This is a genomic window from Belnapia mucosa, assembly GCF_016775475.1.
GTDB classification, from domain to species: domain Bacteria; phylum Pseudomonadota; class Alphaproteobacteria; order Acetobacterales; family Acetobacteraceae; genus Belnapia; species Belnapia mucosa.
Map to the genome: position 1 here is coordinate 438,498 of NZ_JAEUXJ010000004.1, position 19,764 is coordinate 458,261.

Sequence of the window (19,764 nt, forward strand, 5' to 3'; positions counted from 1 at the left end):
AGTTTCCGGCAAAATCATTGGGCCAGTTCAGCGCCATGGCACCAGACACCGCTGCCCAGGCACGGGTCACCTGGAGGATCGGCGAGGCGATCAAGGGCCGGATCGCCAGCGGCCTGCTCGGGCCCGGCGCCCGCCTGCCCTCGACCCGGGCACTGGCGGCGGAGTGGGGCGTGTCACGGACGACGGTGACCGCCGCCTATGAGCAGCTGATCGCGGAGGGATATCTGGAGGCGCGGCAGGGTGCGCGGACCCGCGTGGCACAGGGCGTTGGCCCCGCGCCTCCCTCAGCAGCACCAGGCGGAGCGCCCGCGCCTCCCGAGCGCCTGTCCGCCTATGGCCGGCGGGTGGCAGCGTTCGACCTGCCACCCCTCGCCGACAGCGCCCGCATGGTGGCCGATTTCCGCTACGGGGACGTCGCCGGCGCCGACTTTCCCATGCTCGCCTGGAAGCGGGCCGTCGGCGCCGCCCTCCTGCGCCGCCGCCCGCGTCTCCGCTACGGCGATCCGCAGGGCGCGCCGGAGCTCCGGACCGCCCTGCAGGGCTATCTGTGGCGGGCGCGCGGGCTGCGCTGCGAGGCGGAACAGATCGTCGTGGTGAACGGCTCGCAGCAGGGGCTCGATCTCTGCGCGCGGCTGCTGCTCGACCCCGGCGACCGGGTTCTCATGGAGAATCCCGGCTACATCCTGGCGCGCCAGGTTTTCCAGGCGGCCGGGGCGGAGGTCGTCCCCATCGGCGTGGACCGGGAGGGGATGCTGACCGGGGAACTGCCCGAGGCACGGCTCGCCTATGCGACGCCATCCCATCAATTCCCGCTCGGCGGCATCCTGTCGGCCACGCGCCGGCGGGAGCTTCTGGCCTGGGCGCAGCGCAGCGGCGCCCATGTCATCGAGGACGACTACGACAGCGAATACCGCTTCGACATCGCCCCGGTCCCGCCGCTGCGGGCCCTGGATGACACCGGGCGGGTCATCTATCTCGGCACCGTCTCCAAGACGCTCTCGCCGAGGCTGCGCCTCGGCTATCTCGTCCTTCCCCCGGCGCTGCATCCGGCCTTCGCCAAGGCGAAGCGGTTGATGGACCGGCACACGCCCGACCTGGAACAGGAGGCCCTGGCGGATCTGATCGGGAGCGGTGCCTATGAGCGGCATGTCCGGCGCGTCCGCCGCCGGAATGGCGAACGCCGCGCCGCCCTGCTGGCCGCCCTCTCCGCCACCCTGGGCGATGCGGTGACCGTGGTCGGCGCCGATGCCGGGCTGCATGTCGTCATCTGGCTGAACCGGGTGCCGAGGGAGCAGGAGGAGGGTCTCCTGGCCCGGGCGCGGGATGCGGGCCTCGGCCTCTATCCCGTCACTCCGCTCTACGCCCCTGCCCCGCTGGCGGCCCGGCCTGGCGCGGCGGGGCTGGTGATGGGCTATGCCAGCCTCGATGAGCAGGCCATCCAGCGGGGGGTGCAGCGGCTTGGGGCCGTGCTGGAAGGCTTCGCCGCGGCAGGGGGTGATGCCCCGGCGCGCGGCGGGAAATGGCCGGATCAAGTCCGGCCATGACGCGTGAAGCCCCTACCCCGCCAGGTTCCGCAGCGCCCCGCAGATCCGCTCCACCTGCTCATCCGTCAGCTCCGGATACATCGGCAGGCTGAACACCTCCTGCGAGGCCCGGGCCGTCTCGGCGCAGCCGGCGGGGCCGAGGGCGATGCGGCCCTCATAGGCGGATTGCTGATGGACCGGCACCGGGTAGTGGATGCCGGTGCCGACGCCATCGGCGCGCAGGCGGGACTGCATCGCGGCGCGGTCCGGGCTGCGCAGCACATATTGGTGGAAGACATGCCCGGCATCGGCCCGCCGCGCCGGGGGCGAGAGCGGGCCGCCGGCCAGCGCCGCGTCATAGGCGGCGGCGATGGCCTGCCGGCGGGCATTGCCGTCATCCAGCCGCGGCAGCTTCACCCGCAGGATCGCCGCCTGGATCTCATCGAGCCGGCTGTTCACCCCGACCAGGGAGGAGACGTAGCGCTCCCGCCAGCCATATTGGCGGATGGCGCCGATGCGCTCGGCCAGTTCAAAGTCATCGGTCGCCAGCACGCCGCCATCGCCGAGCGCGCCGAGATTCTTGGTGGGATAGAGCGAGAAGGCGGCGGCGCGGCCGAGCGTGCCGAGCTTCCGCCCGCCGAGCGTCGCGCCATGCGCCTGGGCGCAATCCTCGATCAGCACCACCCCGGCCCGCTCGCAGGCGGCCAGCATGGGGCCGAGGTCGCAGGCCTGGCCATAGAGGTGCACGGCGATGGCGGCGCGGATCGGCGGCAGGCCCGGCGGCGGGTCCTCCAGCACCGCGGCCAGCTCGTCCGGGTCCATGGTGTAGGTGTCGGGATCGATATCGAGCAGCAGCGGCGTGGCGCCCGCCATCTCGATCGCGGCGACGGTCGCAACCGCGGTGTGGGAGACGGTGGCGACGGTGCAGCCCGGGCCGATGCCGAGGCCCCGGAGGATCAGCGCCAGCGCATCCGTGCCATTGGCGCAGCCGACGGCGCGGCTGGTGCCGAGCCAGGCGGCGAATTCCTGCTCGAAGGCCTCGCCCTCCTTACCGAGGATGTACCAGCCCGAGGCGAGGGCGCGGGCGACGGCGGCATCGATCTCGGCCTGCTGGGCGCGGTAGCCGGCGCCGGGATCGGCCTGGGCGATGATGCTGTTGGTGGCGTTCATGACGGTGTCCTGCGGCTCAGGTGTAATCGGCCAGGCGGGTGCGGTACCAGTCGAGCGAGAGGGCCAGCCCCTCATCCAACCCAACCAGCGGCTGCCAGCCGGTCACGTCGCGGAAGGCATGGTCATCGGCGTGATAGCTGCCGATGTCGATGGGCGCGCGATCGGCGGGGAAGGATTTCACCAGGTAGTGACCACGGCCGCCATTGGCCCGGATCAGCCGGTCGGCAAGCTCGGTCAGGCTGGCGGGCGGGGAGCCGCCCAGGTTGAAGACGCGGCCCGCGACCTCCGGCCGCGCGGCCTGCTCGGCCGAGACCAGGAAGGCGCGCACCACGTCATCGACATAGGTGAGGTCGCGGAGCTGCTCGCCGCCCCAGACCTCGAAGGGCTCGTCCCTGAGGCACTGGCGAATCCAGATGCCGAGGAAGGTCTGGCGGGCATCGCGGATTCGCAGGCGCGGGCCGTAGCAATTGGTCAGCCGCAGCGAGACGACCGGGCGGCCGAGCACGCGCTGCTCCAGGAGCCAATACTGCTCGCCGGCCCATTTCGAGACGCCATTGGCGTCCGGCGGGTTGACCGGATGCAGCTCATTCACCGGGAGGTAGAGCGGGCGGCCGTAGAATTGCCGGGTGGAGGCATGGACGACGGTGGCCTGGGGCGCCGCCTCCCGCATCACCTGGATCAGCCGCACCTGGGAGACGGCGTTGATGGCGATATCGGCCACCGGGTCCTTCTGGCCGCCCATATGGCTGGTCTGGGCCGCCATGTTGAACAGCACGTCGATATCCTGGCAGAGCGTGTTCAGCTCCACATCGCGGATATCGCCCCGCACCAGCAGCACGCCGGCGCCTTCCAGATTGGCGATATTGGCGCCGCCATCCGTGAACATCGCATCCAGCGCCGTCACCCGCGCGCCGGCCGCGGAGAGCGCATGGCAGAGCGCGCTGCCCAGGAAGCCGGCGCCACCCGTCACCAGCACCCGCTTGCCTTGCCAGAAGGCCGCCCGTTCCGCCTCAGTCATCGGTTCTATCCTCTAGTCATAAGCCTGGGCCGGGATTGCGGCGGAACCGCGCCTCATCCCCGGCAAAGTCGCGGCGGTGCTCGCCCGCCAGCGCATCATGCGCAAGACCTTCGGCAACCGTGGAATGATGTGTACGAGAGGCAACGGATGCGTGACCGGGCGGCTCGGCCCCGGCATCCGGCAGGCCGGCGCGGCTGCCGCGCATGATCTCGATGAAGCCGAACAGCAGGAGGAGCTGGGCGAGCAGCATCTGGATGCCGGCCAGCAGGCGGATTCCGTCATCCAGCGGGATGATGTCGCCATAGCCGACGGTCGAGAGGGTGACGACGCTGAAATGCAGCGCGTCGGAGAAGTCGATCCGGACCGGCCCCTGGGTGCTGGTATAGAGCGGGGCCGAGGACAGGCCGTCGGCGATGCGGTAGAGGCAGCCGAACACCACCGTCAGCAGCGCCCAGAGGCTGGAATAGGCGGCGATCGGCACCGCGAGGCGGGAGAGCCGGCGGGTCACGACGCGGAAGATCACGGCGATATCGACCAGCAGCCGCACCACATCGCCGACCGCGATGGCGCTGACCAGGCCGATCGCGCCCATGGCGCAGATCAGCGCCACGCCCTGCCCCGCCGCATCCAGCCGGTTGATCGGCAGGCTGAGCGAGACCACGCCGACCAGCCCGGTCACCGCCAGCCAGCGGGCGAAGCGCGGCAGATGGGCGAGGTCGGCCGCCTCCTCCTCCTCGGCCCAGGCGCTGAGGACGCGGCGGCGGATGACGCAGGCCCCGACGAAGCCGAGGATCGGCAACAGGAAGGCGATGGCCCGCGCCCAGTCCGTCGCGTCCGGGAAGCCGGCGCGGCCGAGCACGACGAAGAGGCAGGCATACATCGCCAGCCCGTTGGTGGTGCCGAGGGCGAATTGCGGCCCATGCGGGAAGAGCAGCGTGAGCGCCCCGATCGCCAGGGCCGAGGCGCCGAGCAGGACCAGCGGGAAGGTCCCGCCACGATCGGCGACGCCGCCGGCGACCAGCAGCATCAGGCCGAGCGACATCCCGAAGGCGGTGAGGAAGCCGCGCGGCGTGCGGCGGGCCCACCGCATCACCCGGCCGGCAGGGCGGCGATGCCGGTGATCTCGACCCGCCAGGCAGGATCGACCAGCGGCGCCTGGATGGTCATGCGCGCCGGCTTGGCCGCCGGATCCAGCCAGCGGTCCCAGGCGCGGTTCATGGCCGGGGCATCGGCGATATCGGCCAGGACCACGGTGATGGTGAGGAGATGCGCCTTGGAGGTGCCGGCCTCGGCCAGCAGGGCATCGATCTGGGCCAGGATGTCGGCGGTCTGGCCCTCGGCATCGAGGCTGCTGTCATCGGCCACCTGCCCGGCCAGATAGACCAGCCCGCCATGGGCCACGGCGCCCGAGAGCCGCCCTTCCTCCGCCAATCGCCGAATTGTCATCACCCTTCTCCCCCTGCGTCATCGCGAGGGCGGAGCATAGGCCGCTGGCCGCAGGCGGGCCACAGGCTGAGGGAAGCGCCGCCGGCGGCGCAACGCAAGGCCTCCGGCTGCGTAAAGCCTGTTGACACGCCCCCGTGCTCCCAACCCCCAGGGAGATCATCCTCTTGTTCGAAAGCACTCCCCGTGCCGCCCCCGGCGACACGCAGACCCCCTTTGCGCGCCGGCTGCGGCCGGCCTTCCTCGCCATCGCCTGGGCGCTCTCCTGCGTCATGCCGGATGCGGAGGCCGAAGCCCGCTCGGCGCGGCCCGCCGCAGCGCGCAGCCAGGCGAAGCCAGCCGCTGCAGTGGCTCGTCCCGTGGCCCGCCCCGTGGCCGCCCGCACCTCGGCCCGACCGATGCCGCGCCGCCAAGTGGCGGCCCGGCCGCGGCCGGCGCAGCAGGCACGGCCGGCGCCGGTCGTGCTGCCCACCACCACCGTCACGACCGCCCCCGGCCAGCCGAGCCCGACCGTCGCCGCCGCGCTGCATGGCGCGAGCCGGGTGACCGGCACCGATTCCACCCTGCTGCGCGCGATCGCCTGGCAGGAAAGCCGGTTCGGCCACCGCGCCCGCAACAGCGCCTCCTCGGCCCGCGGGCTGATGCAATTCACCGTCGCCACCTGGCTGGAGGTGGTGCGGGATTTCGGCCCGCGGCATGGGCTGGCGCGGGAGGCGGCGAGCCTCTCGACCGACCCGCAGACCGGCGCCATCACCACCAAGCGGCCGCGCGACCTGCGCTACATCCTGGCACTGCGGGACAATCCCCGCCTCTCGGCGGTCATGGCGGCGGAGCGGCTGGCGCAGGAACAGGCGGCGCTGCAGGCGATGCTCGGCCGGCCGGCGGGGCCGACCGAACTCTATGCCACGCATATGCTGGGCCCCTTCGGCGCGCGGCGTTTCCTGACAGAACTGGACCGGGCGCCGGGCCGGCCGGCAGCGGACGTCCTCGGGGCGGACAGCATCGCCGCCAATCCGGGCGTCTTCCTCGAACGCGGCAGCGGGCGGCGGCTGAGCCTCGCCGAGGTGCATGCCGGCTTCGGGCGGATGCTGGCGGAGCAGCGCGAGCCGGCGCCGCTGACCCTGGCGGCGCGGTAATCCGCGCCTGCAGCTTGCTCATTTGTCGCTAAAGTCTTGCAAGGCGGGACAAGCTTGCGTAATCGGTGATATCACGAATACTTCACCAGGCTTGTTCCGGAGGACGGCATGGACGGCGGGAAGCAGCTGCTGACCCTGGCACCGGAAGGGTTGGGCTCCTTCGGCGAGGCCCAGAAGCCGGCCGAGGCTGCGCCCGTGCGGGAATCACCCTGGATCAAGATCCTCCAGGGCGCCTCCGCCGCCACCACGCCCGAACAGCGCGAGGCTGCCTGGGCCAAGCTGATGCCGGGCGCCACCCCGCCTCAGGCCGAGCCGGTGCAGGACTCCGCCTGGACCAAGATGCTGCAGGGCGGCGCCGCGCCGGCCGAACCGGCGCCCGCCCCGGCCCCCGGCGGGGGTTGGGCGGCGCAGCTCAAGGCAAATGTCCAGCCGACCGGCGTGCTGAAGGCAGCCGAGGCGCTGCGCGAGTCCGGCTGGAGCCGGCTGCTCGGCGAAACCGCGCCCACCACGCCGGAGCCGGCGGCCCCCCAACCCGCCCCGATCGAGGCCCGGACGGCCCCCACCGTCGAGCCGCCCGCCATCCAACCACCTGCCGCCCCCCCGACCCCTTCGCCTGAACCCGCCGCGACCCGGCTCTTCGCCGAGGCGCTGACCCTACTGCGCGACCAGCTGCTGCGTGAGCGGCAGCGGGGCGATGCGGCGGAGGCCGAGGGCCGCACCCGGATCGCCGCCGCCGAGGCGCGGGCCCAGGCGGCCGAGACCCGGCTCGCCACCGCCGAGGCAGGGCTGCGCGAGGCCAAGGCGGCGCTGGAGAAGCGCGAGCATGCGCTGGCCGAATTCCAGGTGAAGCTCGGCGAGGCCGGACGCCGCGCCGAGAAGGCGGAGCGCGAGGCGCAGACGGCCCAGCAGTTCAACCGCAAGCTCCGCAGCCGCGGCCTGATCGCCCGCATCCTGAACCAAGAGTAGCCGCCTAGCCGGAGAGATGGCGGCGGCGGAGCAGCCGCGCCGCCAGCCCATCCACCGGGCCGAGCAGCACCGAGACCGCCCAACCCAGTCCTGCGCAAAGCACCACCGCCGGCCCGGCCGGCAGGTCGGCATGGAAGGACAGCAACAGCCCGCCGAAGCTGGCGAGGGCCGCGATTCCGACCGCCGCATAGGTCATGCCGCCCAAGGTCCGCGACCAGTGCCGCGCCGCGATGGCCGGCAGCATCATCAGCCCCACCGCCATCAGCGTGCCCAGCGCCTGGAAGGCGGCCAGCAGGTTCAGCACCACCAACGCCAGGAAGCCGAGATGCCAGAGGGCACCGCGGGCACCGACCGCCTGGGCGAAGCCCGGATCGAAGCATTCCAGCACTAAGGGCCGCCAGGCCAGCGCCAGCCCGGCGAGCGTCAGCGTCGCCGCCCCCGCCATCAGCAGCAGCGCCCCGTCATCCACGCCGAGCACGCTGCCGAAGAGCAGGTTGGTCAGCTCCACCGCCCCGCCGCGCAGCGAGACCATGGCGACGCCCGCCGCCAGCGCCACCAGATAGAGCGCGGCGAGCGAGGCATCCTCCCGCCCGCCCGTCGCGCGGGAGAGAGCGCCGGCGCCGAGCGCGACCAGCAGCCCCGCGACCAGGCCGCCCGCCGCCATGGCCGGCAGGGAGAGCCCGGCCAGCAGGAAGCCGGCCGCGACGCCGGGCAGGATGCCATGCGCCAGCACATCGGCGGTGAGGCTCATCCGCCGCAGCATCAGGAACAGGCCGAGCGGCGGCGCCGCGACCGAGAGGGCGAGGCAGCCCACCAGCGCCCGGCGCAGGAAGCCGTATTCGAGGAAGGGCTGCAGGATCAGGCGGCGCAGGCCTCCGCCTGCTCGGCCCAGGCCTCGGCCATCATCCGGGCGCGGAGGCGGTTGGGGGCCGTCAGCACCTCGCCGGTCGGGCCCCAGGCGATGGGGTCGCGGGCGATCAGCAAGGTTTCGGGGAAGTCGCGCCGGACCAGGTCGAGGTCGTGCAGCACGGCGACCACGGTGCGGCCCTCGCCATGCCAGCGCTTCACCAGGGCCAGAAGCTCGGCGGCGGTGCGGGCATCGAGGGCGTTGAAGGGCTCATCCAGCAGGATCACCGGCGCGTCCTGCAGCAGCAGCCGGGCGAAGAGCAGGCGCTGGAACTGGCCGGCCGAAAGGCTGCCGACCGGACGCCGGGCGAAGCCGCCGAGGCCCACCGCCTCCAGCGCCGCCTCGGCCCGGTCGAGCCCGGCGCGGGGGATGACGCGGAAGGCACCCGTCTCGGCCCAGAGGCCGAACAGCACGACGTCGCGGCAGGCGAGCGGGAAGGCGCGGTCCAGCGCCGTGCCCTGGGGCAGCAGCGCGACCTGTCCGGCGGCACCCTCGATCCGGCCGGCATCGGGGCGGTGCAGCCCGGCCAGTGCGCGCAACAGGGTGGATTTGCCGGCGCCATTGGGGCCGACCACGGCGGTGAGGCTGCCGGGGGCGAAGCGGCCGGAGAGGTGATGCACCGCGGGGCGGCGCTGATGGCTGACGGTGAGGTCGGCCAGCCGGATCTCGGCGGGGCTCATGCCGCCATGGCCCAGGCAACGGCGAGCCAGAGCCCGGCCGCAACCGCCATTGCCAGCCCCAGGCGGGCGCCGGCGCCGGCAGCAAGGTCGAGGGGGTCGCGGAGGGGCCAGGACATGATGTTATGAGATAACATCACACCCCAGCCGCCGCTACCCCCTGGAACCCTGCCGCGGCTTGGCCGCGGAAGGGATGCCGAAGCGCGGGGCACGAGCGCGAACCGCGCTCCCCGCGGAGCCGCGCAGTGGCTTCGTGGGGCCTTAGGAGGCCTTGCGCTTCGCGCCGCCCTTGGCGTCGTTCGCCGCCTCGCCAGCCTGCATCACCATCGGCATCAGGGCCGACTGGGTCAGCTCGGTCAGCTTGAGGTCGGTCTGCTTCTCCTCCTCGAGAATCTCGCCGAGGATCTGGCCGACCTTCTCCTCGCCGAGCGCCTTCGCCAGCGATGCGACGGTGCCGTAGGAGGCGATCTCGTAATGCTCGATCTTCTGGGTCGCGGCGACGATGACGATGTCGAGGATCGGTCCCTTCTCGTACTCCTCCAGCTCGTGCTGCGCTTCCTCGACCAGGCCACGCATCGCCTCGCAGACCTTGCGGCCCGGGCGCGCGCCCATCTCGTCGAGGGCCTGCTCGACGCGCTCGACCTGGGACTGGGTCTGCTCGACATGCATGGTCAGCGCCTCGCGCAGCTCCGGCGCGGAGACCTTGCGGACGATGCGCTGCATGTTGCGGGCGCCCTGCTTCTCGGCGCTGTAGATGTCCTTCAGCTGGGCGACCAGCATCTCGCGGATCTCATTGTTCATCCGGCATTCTCCATGGTGCGGTGATGCGGATGGAAAGGCCGGCGAGGCCCGGAGTTGCCTGCGTCACGGCAACGTCTCAACCACGCGAAGCCAGTGCGACACCGGAGAGCGTCAGGGCGAGCGCCAGCAGCTGCCGCGGCCCGAGCGCCTCGCCGAGCAGGGCCGCGCTGCCGAGCACGCCGATCACCGGGACGAGCAGCGAGCCGAGCGCCGCGGTTCCCGCCGGCAGCCGCTTCAGCGCCCGGAACCAGGCGAGATAGGCGAGGCACTGACCGATGACCGAAGCATAGAGCAGGCAGGCCCAGCCCAGCGGCCGGATCGCGGCGAAGCTCACCCGTTCGAAGGCCAGGGCCACCGCGGCGACCGGCAGCATGCCGATGGCGATCTGCCAGGCGACCAGCGGCACCGGCGCCATGGCGACCGGGAAGCGCTTGGTCCAGATGGTGCCGCAGGCGAAGAGCAGCGCGGTGCCGAGGATGGCCAGCACCCCCGGCAGCTTCCCCGCCATCACCCCGGCATCGAGGTTGAGCCTTCCCGCCATCAGCAGCGTCACGCCCGAAAGCCCGAGGGCGAGGCCAGCGAAGCGCGGCCAGCCCGGCCGTTCGCCGAGGAAGGGCCAAGCGAGGATCGTCGCCCAGACCGGCATGGTATAGGCGATGATCGCCGCCTCCGAGGCATCGAGCCAGAGGATGGCGAGCGGCGCCAGGCCGAGCCAGGAGGTGACGTTCAGCAGCGCCGCCACTGCGAGCCGCCCCCATTGCTCCGGCCGGGGCAGCAGCGCCTCCCGCTGCGCCAGCGCGATCAGGGTGAGCAGCAGCACCGAGCCGGAGGCGGCGAGCGCCCGGAAGGCAAAGGGCGGCCAGTCCAGCATCAGCAGCTTCATGACCGGCCAGTTGAGGCCCCAGGCCACGGCGGTGATGCCGAGATAGCCGAAGACGGCGAGGCGGGCGGACGGTGCGGCCCCGCTCACGCCAGCAGGGCCGCCATCCGTTCCAGCACCGGGGGCGGCAGGGGGCCGCGCTCGGCGGCGGCGATGGCGGCCTCCAGCTGGTCGAGCGAGGCGGTGCCGATCAGCGCCGTGCCCATCGCCGCCGGGGTGATGGCGAAGCGGATGGCGAGCTCGGCGAGGGAGGCGGCCTCCCCCGCCTCGACCAGCGGCAGCAGCCGCCGGGCATGGGCCAGGTCGGTGGCGTAGTCGGGGGCGGAGGCGATGGGCGCCACTTCCGGCATGGCGACCGGGTGGCGGGCGGCCTCGCCGGACAGGGCGCCGGCGGCGAGGATGCGGATGCCGATCAGCCCCACCCCCTGCCCCGAGGCCCGCTCACCGAGCCGGGCGAAATCCTGGCCCGGCAGCCCGGGCGGCAGGGTGCCGAGCCAGGAAGGGTTGAGGGCATTGTAAGGAATCTGCGCGGTGTCGAAGACCCCGGCTTCCAGCACCTGCCGCAGGGCCGGCGTGGCGCCGAGGGCGGTGATGCCGAGGAAGCTGCATTTCCCCCCATCCCGCAGGCGTTGCAGGGCCGGCACCGCCTCCGCCAGCACCTCCTCGACCGCATAGCCCTCCGCCACGCCGATCGGGTCGTGCAACTGGTACAGATCGACATGGTCGCGGCCGAGCCGTTGCAGGCTCGCCTCCAGCGAGGCGGTGATGGCGCCCGCGATGTCGCGCGGCGCGGCCTCTGGCAGGCGGATCTTGGTGCCCAGCACCGGCCGGGCGCCTAGGCTTTTCAGCACCCGGCCGAGATTCCGCTCCGAGGCGCCATTGCCATAGGCGGGGGCGGTATCGACATAGGTGATCCCGGCCTCCAGCGCCCGGGCGAGAGAGCGTTCCTGATCCGCCGCGCTGCCGCGGACCATCAGCCCGCCGACCGCGCCGGCGCCATAGCCCAGCACCGAGACCCTCAGCCCCGTCCGACCCAAGACCCGCTGTTCCATCAAGGCGCCCTCCCGGTTTAAGGGGGGGAGGATAGACGCCGCACGGCCCCTGGAAACCCATGCTTCGACTGACCGAATTGCGCCTCCCGCTCGGGCACGAGCCGGAATTGCTGCGCGCCGCCATCCGCGCCCGGCTCGGGATCGAGGATGCGGAGCTGCTCGAGCTCCATGTCTTCCGGCGCGGCCATGATGCGCGGAAGCCGCGTGCCATCATGTGGGTCTATACGCTCGACCTCGTGCTGCGCGACGAAGCGGCGGTGCTGGCGCGCCATGTCGGCGACCCCAACCTGCGGCCGGCGCCCGATACCCGCTACACATTCGTGGCCCGGGCGCCGGAAGGCGGGCCGCGGCCGGTCGTCATCGGCACCGGGCCCTGCGGGCTGCTGGCGGCGCTGGTGCTGGCGCAGATGGGCTTCCGCCCGATCATCCTGGAACGCGGCAAGCTGGTGCGGGAACGGACCAAGGATACCTGGGGCCTCTGGCGCCGCAGCGTGCTGGTGCCCGAGAGCAACGTGCAATTCGGCGAGGGCGGGGCCGGCACCTTCTCCGACGGGAAGCTCTACAGCCAGATCAAGGACCCGCGGCATTACGGACGGAAGGTGCTGTCCGAATTCGTCAAGGCGGGGGCGCCGGAGGAGATCCTCTATGTCTCCCGCCCGCATATCGGCACCTTCCGCCTGGTCTCGATGGTCGAGAGCATCCGCGAGCAGATCGAGCGACTGGGCGGCGAATACCGCTTCGGCAGCAAGGTGGCCGATCTCCGCCTCGGCCCCGGGCGGCAGGTCGAGGGCGTGGTGCTGGAGAGCGGCGAGGAGATCGCGGCGAAGGCCGTGGTGCTCGCGATCGGCCACAGCGCCCGCGACACCTTCGTGATGCTGCGCGACCGCGGCGTGCATCTCGAACAGAAGCCCTTCAGCATCGGCGTCCGCATCGAGCATCCGCAGGGCATGATCGACCGGCTGCGCTGGGGGCCGAATGCCGGCAACCCGCTGCTGGGCGCGGCCGATTACAAGCTGGTCCACCATGCGGGGAACGGGCGCAGCGTCTACAGCTTCTGCATGTGCCCGGGCGGGACGGTGGTGGCCGCCACCAGCGAGCCGGGGCGCGTGGTGACCAATGGGATGAGCCAGTATTCGCGCGCCGAGCGCAATGCCAATGCCGGCATCGTCGTCGGCATCTCACCCACGGACTATCCGGGCGATGTGCTGGCGGGGGTGGAATTCCAGCGCCGCTGGGAAAGTGCCGCCTTCGTGGCGGGCGGCGGCGACTACCGGGCGCCGGCGCAGCTTGTCGGCGACTTCCTGGCCGGGCGCCCCTCCACCGGCCTCGGCGAGGTGGTGCCGAGCTACAAGCCGGGGGTGACGCCGACCGACCTCGCGCTCTGCCTGCCGGATTTCGCGGTGACGGCGATGCGGGAAGCGCTGCTGGCCTTCGACCGGCAGATGCCCGGCTTCGCCCGGCCGGATGCGGTGATGACGGGGGTCGAGACCCGGACCAGCAGCCCGATCCGCATCCGCCGCGGCTGGGATTTCCAGAGCCTCAACACGCCCGGCCTCTTCCCCGCCGGCGAGGGCGCCGGCTATGCCGGCGGCATCCTCAGCGCCGGGGTGGATGGCATCCGCGTGGCGGAGGCGCTGGCGCTGCTGGCCACCGGCCAGGGCGTGCCGCGGGAGATGAGCCGGGGCGTCGAGGCCTCGGAGACGACCTATGGCTGACCGACGCTATTCCGCGACCAGCCTTCCGCTCATGGCGATGATGCGGCTGATGGCGCAGATATCGACGCCGCGGATCTCCGCCTCGCCGCCGCCGCTCCAGACCACGCGGAAATCGTAATTGCCGCCGCGGCCGGGGCGGAAGCTGGCGGTGCGGCCGGGGGTCAGGACATTCTCGCCGAGCCTGTCACGGCCCCAATTGCTGTTGCTGCTCGGGTTGAAATAGAGCTCATCGATCTGGACGCCGGAGCGGTTCACGACCTCGATCGAGGTGTCGCAGCCCTGGGCCGAGGCCTGGCTGGCGAGGGCGCCGAACAGCGCGAGGGACAGGGCAAGGCGACGAAGCATCAGGATCCTCCTCCGGGGCTCTGGCCCCGGGGAGGTTCTGCGCCCCGCCCGGTTAAATAAGGCTCAAAGCTGCGCTTGGCCGCCCGGAAGCTGCTCGCGCATCTCGCGCAATTCCCCACTCTCCACGCTGGCCAGCGCATTGCGCAGCACGCCGGCGATGGAGCGGTCATCCATGGTACGGGCGAGCAGGCCGAGCGCGCCGCCGAGCAGCGCGGAGGCCACCGAGACCGGCGCGATATTCTGCTCCATCATGTATTCGATCGCCTTGTCCACCACCGAACCGGCATGGCTCAGGTCGTCGGGGGCCACGCCCTGGGGGTCTAGTTGCATTCCATAGGCTCCTATCCGGATTCGCAGATAGGGTCTCGGTCGCGGTGATGGAACCCCCTCATTCCGCCACGGGCTGGCGGGCGCGGGGCTGGTCGAGATCGGCGGCGCGCTGGGCCGCCGCCGCCGCCTCGGCCATCGCCACCGCTTCCGACTGGCGGCGCCACATCTCGGCATAGAGGCCGCCCTCGGCGGTGAGCTGGCCATGCGTGCCGCGCTCGACGATCCGCCCCTCCTGCAGGACGATGATCTCGTCCGCCTCGACCACGGTCGAGAGGCGATGGGCAATCACCAGCGTGGTGCGGTTGGCGGAGACCTGGCGCAGCGCCGTCTGGATTTCCTGCTCGGTGCGGGTGTCGAGCGCGCTGGTCGCCTCATCCAATATGAGGATGCGCGGATCCTTCAGGATGGTGCGCGCGATGGCGACGCGCTGCTTCTCGCCACCCGAGAGCTTGAGGCCGCGCTCGCCGACCATGGTGCGGTAGCCCTCCGGCAGGCGGGTGACGAAGTCATGCACCTGGGCCAGCTTCGCGGCGCGGATGATCTCCTCCTCGGTCGCGTCCGGCCGGCCATAGGCGATGTTGTAGCGGATGGTGTCGTTGAACAGCACCGTGTCCTGCGGCACCACGCCGATGGCGGCGCGGAGCGAGGCCTGGGTCACGCCCTCGATCGGCTGGCCATCGACCAGGATGCGGCCGCCGGTCGCGTCGTAGAAGCGAAACAGCAGGCGGGAGATGGTGGATTTCCCCGCCCCCGTCGGCCCGACGATCGCCAGAGTCCGCCCCGGCGGGACGCGGAAGGAGACGCCCTTCAGGATCACGCGGTCGGGGCGGTAGCCGAAGCGCACATCCTCGAAGATCAGCTCGCCAGGGCCGGCGGCCAGCGGCGGCGCGCCCGGCGCATCCTCCACCTCGCGCTCCTCGCGCATCAGGCGGAACATCGCCTCCATATCCGTCAGCGACTGCTTCATCTCGCGATAGACGAAGCCGAGGAAGTTGAGCGGCAGGTAGAGCTGGATCAGGTAGGTGTTCACCAGCACGAAATCGCCGACCGACATGCGCCCTTCGGCGACGCCATAGCCCGCCATCAGCATCACCAGCGTCAGCCCGGCCGCGATGATCACGGCCTGGCCGCCATTCAGCATCGCCAGCGTGACCTCGGAACGGGAATAGGCGCGTTCGTAGCGCGCGAGGGAGGCGTCGTAGCGCCGCTCCTCATGGCCCTCGTTGTTGAAATACTTGACCGTCTCGTAGTTCAGCAGGCTGTCGATCGCCTTGGTGTTGGCGTCCTGGTCGGTCTGGTTCATCTCCCGCCGGAAGCGCAGGCGCCAGTCGGTGAACATCAGGGTGAAGGCGATATAGACGCCGATCGTCCCGAGGGTGACGGCCGCATAGCGGATGTCGAACATCCCCCAGAGGATGGCGGCCACCAGCCCGATCTCGAGCAGGGTCGGGATGATGTTGAACAGCATGAAGTCGAGCACGAAGGTGATGCCGCGCGTGCCGCGCTCGATCACGCGGGACAGGCCGCCGGTCTGCCGGTCCATATGGAAGCGCATCGAGAGCGCATGCATGTGGTGGAAGACCTGCAGCGCGATCCGCCGCGCGGCGCGGGCCTGGACCTTCACGAAGACGGCATCGCGCAGCTCGCCGAAGCCGGCGCTGGCGGCGCGTAGCAGCCCGTAGCCGATCACCAGCGCGATGGGGATGGTGGCGATGCTGCCGGCCTTCGGCCCCAGCGCATCAACGGCGCGGGCATAGACGATGGGGACCAGCACATTGGCCGCCTTCCCCGCCACCAGCAGCAGCAAGGCCGCGACGACCCGGGCCCGCAGCTCCGGCTCCCCCTTCGGCCAGAGCCAGGGGGCGAGGGTGGCGAGCGTCTGGAAATGGCTGCGCTCGTGCGTGTCGGACTGGCTCATGCGGTTGGGAGATAGGCCGGAACGGCGCCGCGGCAAACCGGCCATGTGGCCCCCATCCATCCCCCCGTCCCTGGCCTGGATGCGCCCGGCAGGGCAGAGTCCGGGGATGACCAGCCCCTTCATGCGCCATATCGAGGCCTGCAACGACCTGCCCTCCCCGGCCGGCTTCATCCCCTTCCGGATCGGCACCCAGCAGGTCGGCTGGCTCGGCCCGTCGCTGGCCCGGGCACTGACCTTCTTCCCGCGCGACTTCCATTTCGACCGGGACGGGGTGGCGCTGGCCGGCCGGCTGCGCGGCCCGGCCTCGCGGACCGAGGCGCTGGCCGTGGTGTGCCGCTCACTGGCCGGGCGGGGCTTCTTCACCCTGCGGGATGAGCTCTTCGATATCCGCGCCGAGCCGGACGGACCCGTGCTGGGGCAGATCGACCGCGGCGCCATCCCCGCCTTTGGCGTGCGGGCGGAGGGCATCCATCTCAACGGGCTGGTGCGGCGAGCGGATGGGTTGCAGGTCTGGGTCGGGGTGCGGTCCCGCCGCAAGCCGGTGGCGCCGGGCCAGCTCGACCATATCGTGGCGGGCGGGATGCCGGCCGGGCTCGGACCGATGGAATGCCTGGTGAAGGAGGCGGCCGAGGAGGCCTCCATCCCGCCGGAGCTGGCCGGCCGGGCGCGAAAGGTGGCGCAGCTTTCCTATGTGATGCGCTTCGGCGAGGAGGGCATGCGGCGCGACACCGTCCATGCCTTCGACCTGGATCTGCCGGAGGATTTCACCCCCATCCCGGCCGATGGCGAGGTGGAGCGCTTCGAGCTATGGCCCGCCCAGCGGCTGCTGGAGGCGGTGCGCGATACGGAGGAGGTGAAGTTCAACGTGAACCTGGTGCTGATCGACCTGTTCCTGCGCGAAGGGCTGATCGACCCCGCGAGCCCAGAGGGCCGGGCGCTCCGGCACGGGCTGGAGGCCGGGGCATGACCGAACGGGAGAAGATGCTGGCCGGGCTGCGCTATGACCCGGCCGATGCCGAGCTGGCGGCGGGCCGGGCGCGGGCGGCAGCGCTGCTGCGGCGCTTCAATGCGGAAGGCGATGCCTCGGCGCTCGGGGCGCTGCTGGGCGGGATCGGCGAAGGCACCGAGATCCGGCCGGGCTTCGCCTGCGACTATGGCGGCAATATCCGCATCGGCGCCCGCGGCTTCGTCAATTTCAACGTGGTGATGCTGGACTGCGCGCCCATCACCATCGGCAACCGGGTGCAGATCGCGCCGGCGGTGCAGATCTACACCGCGACGCATCCGCTGGCGGCGGCGGAGCGGGCCGGCGGGCTGGAATGGGCGCGGCCGATCCGCATCGGCGACGATGTCTGGATCGGCGGCGGGGCGATCATCCTGCCCGGGGTTACGCTCGGCGCCGGCTGCGTGGTGGCGGCCGGCGCGGTGGTGACGCGGGATGTCCCGCCCGGGGTGCTGGTGGCCGGCAACCCGGCGCGGATCACCCGCGCCAGCCTGCCCTACCAGGCATAGGCCGGGCGGAAGGCCACCGGCGGCGGAGGCGCGTAATAGGCCGGGGGCGGGGCGTAGTAGCCCGGAGGCGGCGCATAGACCACCGGCGGCGGGGGCGGCGCGTAATAGACGGGGGGCGGCGGGGGCGCGGCATAGGCCCCGGCCGCACCCAGCGCCAGCGCGCCGAGGGCCAGGCCGCCGATCACGCCGGCCGCCACGCCGGCGCCGCCACCACCATGGTGATGGCGCGGCCCGCCCCAGCCGCCGCCATGGCCGCCCCGGTGCCAGCCCTGGGCCTGGGCGGGGGCGATGCTGGTGGCAAGGGTGGCGGCGACCAGGGCCGCGGCAGCGAGACGAAGCTTCATGACGGGACCCTCCTTGGGTCTTGCCCGTATGAAACACCCGGATCGTGCCCCGTTTGTGGCAGCAAGCCGGCGGATTCTGGCCGCTGCCTCAAGAGGGCGCGAACGCCCCTCCCCCCTCAGGTGGCGAAGTCCGGCGCCTCCTGCGCCAGGATGCGCTTGATGCTCTCGAGGTGCAGCCGGGCGCTCTCCCGGTCGCCTTCGCGCATCTGGCGATAGGTCTTCTCCGCCATCTCGGGCGGCACCGGCTTCAGGGCGCGGCCGGTGGCCATGGCCAGGCGCTGCACCTCGCAGGCGCGCTCGAGGTAATAGAGGTCGTCCCAGGCCTCGGCGATGCTGCCGCCGACCACCATGACGCCGTGGTTCTTCATGAAGACGATATCGGCATCGCCGATGCTGGCGGCGATGCGGTCGCCCTCCGCCTCATCCAGGGCGAGGCCGGCATAATCCTCGTCGATCATGGTGCGGCCGTAGAATTTCAGCGCGGTCTGGCCGGCCCAGACCAAAGGCGGACCTTCCAGCATCGCCAGCGCGGTGGCGTTCGGCATATGGGTGTGGAAGGCGGCGCGGGCGCGCGGCAGGTTCTTGTGGACGCGGGCATGGATGTAGAAGGCCGTCGCCTCCGGCACGCCTTCGCCGGCGATGACATTGCCATGGAAGTCGCAGACCAGCAGGCGGGAGGCGGTGATCTCCGAGAAGGCCCAGCCATAGGGATTCACCAGGAACAGGTCGTCTCGCCCCGGCACCACGAAGCTCAGATGATTGCAGATGCCCTCATGCAGGCCGAGCCTCCCCGCCATGCGGAAGCAGGCGGCGAGATCGATGCGCGCCTGCCGCACCGCCTCCGCGTCGAGGTTGGAATTGCGCAGGATGGCGGGGGCGGTGGGCGGGGCGAGGCTATGGGCCATGGAGTCCTCTGGGCAAGGATGGCCAGGTCAAGCCCGGCCATGATGTCGGGCCGGTAGGCGGAACCGGCCCTTGAGTGGTGTCCTTCCGCGGCTTTGCCGCGGAAGGCTGTGCAAGACCTTGGGAGTAAGGCGCCAATCCGGGGGCTCCGCAACGTCACGCAGCGGTGTTGTGCGGAGTTCAGGCAGGGGGCATCGAAGGCACCAGCACCTCATGCCCCGGGGCATAGACGGTGTTGGTGACAGCCGGGTTGCGGTTGACCAGGGGTCGGCGGAACAGCGGGTGCGTCATGCTGCGGATCTCGTGCTCCACCTGGAACAGCACCCGGCCATCCTCCGGATCGACGATGTCGATGAAGCGATACTGGTGATCGCTGTCCTCCCGGCTGATCAGGCCGCGTTCCTGCAGCTTGGCATGGACGCCGCCGAAATCGGCGAAGGCGAGCTGGATATGGTGCCCGTCATAGGGCGGCAGCGGCGCATCGGTCTCGCGGAAGACCAGGTGCTGCGAGGCGGCGACGAGGACGCGCAGCGCGCCGTCCTTCATCTCGGTCGGGGCGCCGACGATCTGTTCGTAGAAGCGGGCGATGCCGGGCAGCGTGCCGGGCGTCGCATCGAACTGCACATAGGGTATGCCGAGATTGATGCGGCCGAAGCGTTCGGCATCCGGGGCATGGACGCGGATGCGGTTGCCCCAGGGGCAGGTCACGTCGACATGGCCCTCGGCCTCGGCGAAGGCATAGCGGGTGCCGCCCAGCCAGCGCCGGGCGTTATGGAGCTGGTGCAGCAGCAGCTCCCGGCTCGGCGTCACCAGGCCGGTGATGCCGCGCAGCACCTGGGCCGGGCCGGTCGGCAGGTGGAACTGGCTGACACCGACATTGGCCCACATATTGTCGATGCCGGTGACCAGATAGGGGTCCCGGGTCAGGCCGAGGGCCGAGATGTAGAAGGCGGTGGCCAGCAGCGGGTCCGGCACCCGCAGGTTCACATGCTGCAGCTCGACCGAATTGCCCAGAGTCTCGGCCGCCCGGTTGAAGGGGCATTCGACCTTGGTCATGCCGTCCATGGCGCTTTCCTCCGCTCCCGGCGGAGCTTCGCGCCGGCCCTCGGGCCGTGCAAGAGCTA

The 19,764-nt window shown here is 71.5% G+C and carries 21 protein-coding genes; 6 read left to right on the forward strand and 15 right to left on the reverse strand.

From position 1 onward, the window contains the following. Positions 1-35 precede the first annotated feature (35 nt). Positions 36-1,544 carry a MocR-like pyridoxine biosynthesis transcription factor PdxR gene (pdxR, locus tag JMJ55_RS13045; RefSeq protein WP_202825977.1) on the forward strand — a complete coding sequence of 503 codons (1,509 nt, stop codon included), beginning with the start codon at positions 36-38 and terminating at the stop codon, positions 1,542-1,544. A 12-nt stretch (positions 1,545-1,556) separates the two neighbouring features. Here pdxR and JMJ55_RS13050 read toward each other — a convergent pair whose 3' ends face one another. The 4 genes from JMJ55_RS13050 to JMJ55_RS13065 are packed head-to-tail and all read right to left on the reverse strand — an operon-like array spanning position 1,557 to position 5,157. Then, positions 1,557-2,693: a DegT/DnrJ/EryC1/StrS family aminotransferase gene (locus tag JMJ55_RS13050; protein WP_202825978.1), complete on the reverse strand. Its 1,137-nt coding sequence runs from the start codon at positions 2,691-2,693 to the stop codon at positions 1,557-1,559. A gap of 16 nt (positions 2,694-2,709) precedes the next feature. Then, positions 2,710-3,711, reverse strand: a complete 1,002-nt coding sequence (locus tag JMJ55_RS13055; RefSeq protein WP_202825979.1) for an NAD-dependent epimerase/dehydratase family protein — start codon at positions 3,709-3,711, stop codon at positions 2,710-2,712. 16 nt (positions 3,712-3,727) lie between these two features. Then, complete coding sequence (locus tag JMJ55_RS13060) at positions 3,728-4,801, reverse strand: potassium channel family protein (RefSeq protein WP_202825980.1); 1,074 nt, start codon at positions 4,799-4,801, stop codon at positions 3,728-3,730. Continuing rightward, a complete protein-coding gene (locus JMJ55_RS13065) occupies positions 4,801-5,157 on the reverse strand; it encodes a RidA family protein (protein WP_202825981.1) in 357 nt (118 codons plus the stop codon). The genes JMJ55_RS13060 and JMJ55_RS13065 overlap by 1 nt, the downstream gene beginning before the upstream one ends. 164 nt (positions 5,158-5,321) lie before the next feature. Here JMJ55_RS13065 and JMJ55_RS13070 point away from each other — a divergent pair, with 164 nt between their 5' ends. After that, entirely contained in the window at positions 5,322-6,290 is a 969-nt protein-coding gene (locus JMJ55_RS13070) for a transglycosylase SLT domain-containing protein (RefSeq protein ID WP_202825982.1), read from the forward strand. 108 nt (positions 6,291-6,398) lie between these two features. Beyond that, the gene (locus JMJ55_RS13075) at positions 6,399-7,256 is read left to right on the forward strand and encodes a hypothetical protein (RefSeq protein WP_202825983.1); all 858 of its coding nucleotides are present in this window, start codon (positions 6,399-6,401) and stop codon (positions 7,254-7,256) included. A 4-nt stretch (positions 7,257-7,260) separates the two neighbouring features. Here JMJ55_RS13075 and JMJ55_RS13080 read toward each other — a convergent pair whose 3' ends face one another. The 5 genes from JMJ55_RS13080 to JMJ55_RS13100 all read right to left on the reverse strand — a co-directional run bounded on the left by JMJ55_RS13080 (position 7,261) and on the right by JMJ55_RS13100 (position 11,573). Continuing rightward, positions 7,261-8,115 carry a metal ABC transporter permease gene (locus JMJ55_RS13080; protein WP_202826082.1) on the reverse strand — a complete coding sequence of 285 codons (855 nt, stop codon included), beginning with the start codon at positions 8,113-8,115 and terminating at the stop codon, positions 7,261-7,263. After that, positions 8,115-8,843, reverse strand: a complete 729-nt coding sequence (locus tag JMJ55_RS13085; RefSeq protein ID WP_202825984.1) for a metal ABC transporter ATP-binding protein — start codon at positions 8,841-8,843, stop codon at positions 8,115-8,117. Before JMJ55_RS13085 ends, JMJ55_RS13080 begins: the two co-directional genes overlap by 1 nt. Positions 8,844-9,101: 258 nt before the next feature. After that, positions 9,102-9,641: a ferritin-like domain-containing protein gene (locus JMJ55_RS13090; RefSeq protein ID WP_202825985.1), complete on the reverse strand. Its 540-nt coding sequence runs from the start codon at positions 9,639-9,641 to the stop codon at positions 9,102-9,104. 76 nt (positions 9,642-9,717) lie between these two features. Beyond that, a complete protein-coding gene (locus JMJ55_RS31915) occupies positions 9,718-10,611 on the reverse strand; it encodes a DMT family transporter (protein WP_328702622.1) in 894 nt (297 codons plus the stop codon). After that, positions 10,608-11,573 carry an aldo/keto reductase gene (locus tag JMJ55_RS13100; protein ID WP_202825986.1) on the reverse strand — a complete coding sequence of 322 codons (966 nt, stop codon included), beginning with the start codon at positions 11,571-11,573 and terminating at the stop codon, positions 10,608-10,610. The genes JMJ55_RS31915 and JMJ55_RS13100 overlap by 4 nt, the downstream gene beginning before the upstream one ends. A 59-nt stretch (positions 11,574-11,632) precedes the next feature. Between JMJ55_RS13100 and JMJ55_RS13105 the strand changes: the two genes are divergently transcribed. Beyond that, entirely contained in the window at positions 11,633-13,288 is a 1,656-nt protein-coding gene (locus JMJ55_RS13105; RefSeq protein WP_202825987.1) for an NAD(P)/FAD-dependent oxidoreductase, read from the forward strand. A gap of 6 nt (positions 13,289-13,294) precedes the next feature. On the opposite strand, the gene JMJ55_RS13110 is transcribed toward JMJ55_RS13105, so the two are convergent. The 3 genes from JMJ55_RS13110 to JMJ55_RS13120 form a co-directional block, all read right to left on the reverse strand. Continuing rightward, positions 13,295-13,633, reverse strand: coding sequence for a hypothetical protein (locus JMJ55_RS13110; protein WP_202825988.1), 339 nt, complete (start codon positions 13,631-13,633; stop codon positions 13,295-13,297). Between the two features lie 63 nt (positions 13,634-13,696). Beyond that, on the reverse strand, positions 13,697-13,963 hold the full coding sequence (locus tag JMJ55_RS13115; protein WP_202825989.1) for a hypothetical protein: 267 nt from the start codon (positions 13,961-13,963) through the stop codon (positions 13,697-13,699). Between the two features lie 58 nt (positions 13,964-14,021). Further along, the gene (locus JMJ55_RS13120; RefSeq protein ID WP_202825990.1) at positions 14,022-15,881 is read right to left on the reverse strand and encodes an ABCB family ABC transporter ATP-binding protein/permease; all 1,860 of its coding nucleotides are present in this window, start codon (positions 15,879-15,881) and stop codon (positions 14,022-14,024) included. A 106-nt stretch (positions 15,882-15,987) separates the two neighbouring features. Here JMJ55_RS13120 and JMJ55_RS13125 point away from each other — a divergent pair, with 106 nt between their 5' ends. Then, positions 15,988-16,848 carry an NUDIX hydrolase gene (locus tag JMJ55_RS13125; RefSeq protein ID WP_202825991.1) on the forward strand — a complete coding sequence of 287 codons (861 nt, stop codon included), beginning with the start codon at positions 15,988-15,990 and terminating at the stop codon, positions 16,846-16,848. Next, entirely contained in the window at positions 16,845-17,393 is a 549-nt protein-coding gene (locus JMJ55_RS13130; RefSeq protein ID WP_202825992.1) for a sugar O-acetyltransferase, read from the forward strand. Before JMJ55_RS13125 ends, JMJ55_RS13130 begins: the two co-directional genes overlap by 4 nt. On the opposite strand, the gene JMJ55_RS13135 is transcribed toward JMJ55_RS13130, so the two are convergent. The 3 genes from JMJ55_RS13135 to JMJ55_RS13145 form a co-directional block, all read right to left on the reverse strand. Further along, positions 17,381-17,737 carry a hypothetical protein gene (locus tag JMJ55_RS13135; RefSeq protein WP_202825993.1) on the reverse strand — a complete coding sequence of 119 codons (357 nt, stop codon included), beginning with the start codon at positions 17,735-17,737 and terminating at the stop codon, positions 17,381-17,383. The two genes, JMJ55_RS13130 and JMJ55_RS13135, sit on opposite strands and share 13 nt — an antisense overlap. 116 nt (positions 17,738-17,853) lie before the next feature. Then, on the reverse strand, positions 17,854-18,642 hold the full coding sequence (locus tag JMJ55_RS13140; protein ID WP_202825994.1) for an aldolase: 789 nt from the start codon (positions 18,640-18,642) through the stop codon (positions 17,854-17,856). Between the two features lie 178 nt (positions 18,643-18,820). Further along, entirely contained in the window at positions 18,821-19,705 is an 885-nt protein-coding gene (locus tag JMJ55_RS13145) for a hypothetical protein (protein WP_202825995.1), read from the reverse strand. Positions 19,706-19,764: the final 59 nt, after the last annotated feature.